The organism is Massilia sp. CT11-108, from assembly GCF_047302915.1.
Taxonomy (GTDB): domain Bacteria; phylum Pseudomonadota; class Gammaproteobacteria; order Burkholderiales; family Burkholderiaceae_D; genus Telluria; species Telluria orientalis.
The window spans coordinates 1-5,778 of sequence record NZ_JBKYMO010000367.1; the positions used below are offsets into that span (position 1 = coordinate 1).

Consider the following 5,778-nt stretch of genomic DNA (forward strand, 5'->3'; position numbering starts at 1 on the left):
GGGAAGCGCCCAAACCGGCGGCGGAGACGGCAGCGCCGTCGCGCTACCGCGTCAAGCCGGGCGACAGCCTGGGTCGCATCGCCACCCAGCTGAAACCCGTCGACGTGTCGCTCGACATGATGCTCGTGGCGCTGTACCGCGCCAATCCGGATGCCTTCATCGGCAACAACATGAACCGCCTGAAATCGGGGCGCATCCTGACCGTGCCGGCGGGCGATGCCGTGCGCGGTACGGACGAGACCGAGGCACACGGCGTCGTCGTCGCCCACGCGGCCGACTTCAACGCCTACCGCAACAAGCTGGCGGGCCAGGTCGGCGCGTCCGAGCCCGTCAAGACTCCGCAGGCGGGGCAGGGCGCGGCCGGCAAGATCACGGCCAAGGTCGAGGAGCGCCCGACCGCCGCGAACGAATCGCAGGACCAGCTCCGTCTGTCGAAAGCCGCGCCGAACACCCCGGCCGGCAAGGGCACGACGATGAGCGCCGAGGACCGCATCGCCAAGGAGAAGGAACTGGCCGATGCGCAGACGCGCGTGCGCGAGCTCGAACGCAACGTGAACGACCTCGAGAAGATTGCCACGATCAAGAGCAAGGCCGGCGCCGAGGCGGAAAAGAACGCTTCCGCGCCCGCGCCTGCCACCACGACGCCGCCGGCACAGCACGCACAACCGCCCGCACAGCAAAAGTTGCCGACCATCAAACCGGCCGCCAAGCCCGCCGGCGCGCCGCCGGAGCCGGGCCTGATGGACTTCATCATGCAGAACCTGCCGCTGGTCGGCGGCGGCGCGGCCGCGCTGCTGCTCGGCGGGCTGCTCGTCGCCCAGCGCCGCAAGAAGAAGGTCGTCAAGGTGGTGCCGGAACCGGCTATCCTGGGCGTGCCGAGCGAACCCGCGCACTCGATGTTCGCGGAGACGGGCGGCCAGAGCGTGGACACGAACAACAGCGTCTTCAATTCCAGCTTCGCGCCGTCCGCCAGCCAGCTCGACACGAACGAGGTGGATCCGGTGGCGGAAGCCGACGTCTACATCGCCTACGGCCGCGACGCCCAGGCCGAGGAAATTCTCAAGGAAGCCCTGCGCACGCATCCGGAACGCTATCCGGTGCGCCTGAAGCTGCTCGAGATCTATGCCGCGCGCAAGGACCAGCGCGCGTTCGAGACGCAGGCCGCGGAACTCTACAGCATGACGCGCGGGCAGGGCGACGAGTGGGCGCAGGCCGCCGCGCTGGGCCTCACCATCGATCCGCTCAACCCGCTGTACCAGCACACCGCCGCACCAAGCGGTCCGGCGCCGAGTACCGAAGAACTGGGCCAGCAGGCCTTGCTGTCGAAGGAGCTGGACGACGTGTTCAGCGCGCCCGACCCGCAGGCCACGCCGACGGCGGCGCTGGCCGGCGAGCCGCTGGACTTCAGCCAGCATTTCGCCGACGCGATGGCGACTGCGCAGCCGGCCCCGGCACCCGTCACCAACGCGCCGTCGACCGAACCCGCGCCGATGGAAGACGACCACGTGCTCGACTTCGACCTGGGCGGCCTCGCCTTCGAACCCGTCGAGCCGGCGCCCGCGTCGCAAGCGACCGTGGAGCCGGCGGCCGACCTGGGCGGCGTGCACGATCTCGACTTCGACATGAGTGCGTTCGAGAAGCCGGCCGAACCTGCAGTGGCTACGGACAAGCCGGAACACGATCCGCTCGACTTCTCGTTCGACATGGACTTCGCCGCCCCGGCCGCGAACCCGGTGCCGCAACTGGAAGTGCACACGGACGATGATTTGCTGGCGCCGGCCGCAGCCGCGGCTGCAAGCACCGCTGCCGCCGCCGACATCGAGATGGCCAACCTGGCTCGCGAATTCGACCTGCCCGACCTGCCGACGGAGCTGCAGGCCAGCCTGCCGCCGGAACCGGAACAGCCGGCACGCGATCCGCTGTTCGACCTCGACGCGATGGACTTCGGCCTGGACGAAACGCCGCGTGCGGAAGGTTCGGTTTCAAATTCGGCGGCGTCGATCCCGACGGCCGCGCTGGACGAACACCTGTTCGACATCCCGGCCACGCCGGCACCGGCCGACGCGCCGTTCGCCGAGCCGGATCGCATCGTGCTGGAACCGGCCGCGCCACAGTTCGACGTCGGCGGCTTCGACCTCGACCTGCCGGCCGACGGTTCGCTGCCGCTGCCGGAAGTACAGTCGCTGTCCGAGCCGAGGTTCGAAGAACCTGCCGCGCCGGCGGAACCGGCCGCGCTGTCCGCCGCGCACATGGAGATGGAGACGAAGCTGGACCTGGCCATCGCTTACCAGGAGATCGGCGACAAGGAAGGGGCGCGCGAGCTGCTCGAAGAAGTCATCCGCGGCGGCAATCCCGAGCAGGCGGCACGTGCCAACTCGATGCGCGCGGCACTGGTGTAAGGCAGGACGATTTGACACGTATCGCATTGGGTGTCCAGTACGTGGGCACCGCCTGGAACGGGTATCAGAAACAACCATCGCGCGACACGGTCCAGGACCAGCTGGAGATCGCGCTCGAGAAATTTGCCTGTACGCGGCTCGCGACGACGTGCGCCGGCCGCACGGACGCCGGCGTCCACGCCATCGAGCAGGTCGTCCATTTCGACACGGACCTCGACCGCGCCCCGCAATCATGGGTGCGCGGCACGAATGCGTTCCTGCCCGAGTCGATCGTCGTGCGCTGGGCCCACGTCGTGGCACCGGACGCCGAAGGGCAGGACTTCCACGCGCGCTTCTCGGCCCGCTCGCGCACCTATCACTACGTGCTGTACAACCACGCCAACCCGTCCGCCCTGCTGGCCGGACGCGCCGGCTGGGTGTTCCGCCCGCTCGACGTCGAGCGCATGCGCGAAGCGGCCGCCCACCTGATCGGCACGCACGATTTTTCCAGCTTCCGCGCTTCCGGCTGCCAGGCGAATTCGCCGGTCAAGCAGATGCACGAGGTGAAGATCGAACGGATGGGCGACATCATCGTGTTCACGGTGCGCGCGTCCGCGTTCCTGCATCACATGGTGCGCAACATCGTCGGCTCGCTGATCTACGTGGGGACCGGACGCAACGAGCCCGGCTGGATGGCCGAGGTGCTGGACGCGCGCTCGCGCGACGCCGCGGCGCCCACCTTCATGCCGGATGGGCTGTACCTTGCTACAATCGATTACGACCCGAAGTGGGGGCTGCCGCAGGGGAGGGGTCAGAGCCCGGTGTTTCCTTTAGGGCTCTCACCCCGGTGGTGAGTGGTAGCGCCCGTTATAACCCAATAATTGGCTGAGCAACGGCCAGCAACTCCGGGGTCAGAGCCCCTTAAAAAGCAACACCGGGCTCTGACCCCTCGATAACCCCTCGATAACCCCTCGATAACCCCTCGATATGCCACGCACCCGAATCAAGATCTGCGGCATCACCCGCGAACAAGACCTGCACGCCGCCGTCGATGCCGGCGCCGACGCCCTCGGCTTCGTGTTCTATCCCAAGAGTCCGCGCTACGTCACGCACGAGCGTTACGCGGAGCTGGCCCGTGAACTGCCGCCGTACGTGAACGCCGTCGCCCTGTTCGTCAACGCGACCGTGGACGAGGTGCGCGCGGTCGTCGCGGCCGGTCCGGTGTCGCTGCTGCAGTTCCACGGCGACGAAACGCCGGAGGCATGTGCGCAACTGGCCGCCGCCGTGCAGCGGCCGTTCACGCGGGCATTCCGGGTAAAATCGGGAACAAGCGCTGACACGACGGCCGCCGATTTGCTAGAATCGGAAGCTCAATACCGCGCCGCTTCTCCCTGGTTCTCAGGTTTGCTGCTCGACACGTACGTGGATGCCTACGGCGGCGCAGGAAAGGTTTTCGATTGGTCTCTTATTCCAAAAGAGCTCGCGCCTCGGGTCGTTTTGAGTGGTGGCTTGAGCGTACACAACGTGACTGGCGCGGTGGCGCAAGTACGCCCCTTCGCGGTCGACATCAGTAGCGGTGTCGAGGCGGCGAAGGGGATCAAGGATGCCCGCAAGATTGCCGCGTTCATCGACGCGGTGCGGGCAGGCGATGCCACCCTTTTGAGCCAGGAACACCATGAAAGCGAATCAAGTTAACGGCGCCCAGGCGCTGTTCAAGACCCCCGACTATCAACTGCCGGACACCACCGGCCACTTCGGCCCGTACGGCGGCTCGTTCGTCGCCGAGACGCTCAGCCACGCGCTGGCCGAGCTGAACGACGCATACGCGCGCTACAGCCAGGATCCCGAATTCCTCGAAGAATTCCGCTACGAGCTGGCGCACTTCGTCGGCCGTCCGTCGCCGGTCTACCACGCCAAGCGCTGGTCGGAACAGGGCGGCGGCGCGCAGGTCTTCTTCAAGCGCGAAGACCTGAACCACACGGGCGCCCACAAGATCAACAACGTGATCGGCCAGGCGCTGCTCGCGAAACGCATGGGCAAGCCGCGCATCATCGCCGAGACGGGCGCCGGCCAGCACGGCGTCGCGACGGCCACGATCTGCGCCCGCTTCGGCCTCGAATGCGTGATCTACATGGGCAGCGAGGACGTCAAGCGCCAGGCGCAGAACGTCTACCGCATGAAACTGCTGGGCGCGACCGTCGTGCCGGTGGAATCCGGTTCCAAGACCCTGAAGGACGCGCTGAACGAAGCGATGCGCGACTGGGTCACGAACATCGAGAACACGTTCTACATCATCGGTACCGTGGCCGGTCCGCACCCGTATCCGATGATGGTGCGCGACTTCCAGTCCGTGATCGGCGAGGAATGCCGCGTGCAGATGCCGCAGATGACGGGCCGCCAGCCGGACTACGTCGTCGCCTGCATCGGCGGCGGCTCGAACGCGATGGGCATCTTTTATCCGTACATCGACGAGCCGGGCGTGAAGCTCGTGGGCGTCGAGGCGGCGGGCGAGGGCCTCGACTCCGGCAAGCACGCGGCGTCGCTGACGGCCGGCTTCCCCGGCGTCCTGCACGGCAACCGCACCTACCTGCTGCAGGACGAGCACGGCCAGATCATCGAGACGCATTCGGTCTCGGCCGGCCTGGATTATCCGGGCGTCGGACCGGAACACGCGTGGCTGAAGGATAGCCAGCGTGCGGAATACGTGTCGATCACGGACGACGAGGCGCTGGCCGCCTTCCACGACTGCTGCCGCATCGAGGGCATCATCCCCGCGCTGGAATCGTCGCACGCGATCGCCTACGCCGCCAAGCTGGCGCCGACCTTGCCCAAGGATCAGATCATCCTCGTCAACCTGTCGGGCCGCGGCGACAAGGACATGCACACCGTGGCGCAACGGGCGGGACTCAACTTCGGCTGAGCACCCATCCATCGTTTGCAACCACAGAATAAGGAATAACAGCATGTCCCGTATCGCACAAACTTTCGACGCCCTCAAGGAACAGGGCAAGACCGGTCTCGTCACTTTCATTACCGCCGGCGACCCGGCCCCGGAACTGACCGTTCCGCTGCTGCACGCCCTCGTGGAAGGCGGTGCCGACGTCCTCGAACTGGGTGTCCCGTTCTCCGACCCGATGGCGGAAGGCCCCGTCATCCAGCGCGCCTGCGAGCGGGCGCTCACTTTCGGCGTCAGCATGACCGACGTGTTCGGCTACGTCGCCGAGTTCCGCAAAACGAACCAGCACACGCCGGTCGTGCTGATGGGCTACGCGAACCCGATCGAGCGCATGGGCCAGAGCGAATTCGTCCGCCGCGCGCAGGCGGCCGGTGCCGACGGCGCCATCGTCGTCGACTACCCGCCGGAGGAATGCGAAGCGTTCGCGGCCGAGATGAAGGCCAA

General features: G+C 67.0%; 5 protein-coding genes. All 5 read left to right on the forward strand.

Going from position 1 to position 5,778, the window contains the following annotated elements; genetic code table 11:
* Positions 1–2,399 (forward strand): FimV/HubP family polar landmark protein (locus tag ACEN88_RS22975; RefSeq protein WP_413343353.1); only part of this gene is annotated, 2,399 nt, incomplete at its 5' end.
* 11 nt (positions 2,400–2,410) lie between these two features.
* Positions 2,411–3,232 (forward strand): tRNA pseudouridine(38-40) synthase TruA, encoded by an 822-nt coding sequence (gene truA / locus ACEN88_RS22980; RefSeq protein ID WP_413343355.1) that lies wholly within the window; start codon positions 2,411–2,413, stop codon positions 3,230–3,232.
* Positions 3,233–3,365: 133 nt separating this feature from the next.
* Positions 3,366–4,073 carry a phosphoribosylanthranilate isomerase gene (locus tag ACEN88_RS22985; protein WP_413343356.1) on the forward strand — a complete coding sequence of 236 codons (708 nt, stop codon included), beginning with the start codon at positions 3,366–3,368 and terminating at the stop codon, positions 4,071–4,073.
* Entirely contained in the window at positions 4,054–5,298 is a 1,245-nt protein-coding gene (gene trpB, locus ACEN88_RS22990; RefSeq protein WP_413343358.1) for a tryptophan synthase subunit beta, read from the forward strand. The genes ACEN88_RS22985 and trpB overlap by 20 nt, the downstream gene beginning before the upstream one ends.
* A gap of 43 nt (positions 5,299–5,341) precedes the next feature.
* Positions 5,342–5,778 (forward strand): tryptophan synthase subunit alpha (gene trpA / locus ACEN88_RS22995; RefSeq protein WP_413343359.1); only part of this gene is annotated, 437 nt, incomplete at its 3' end.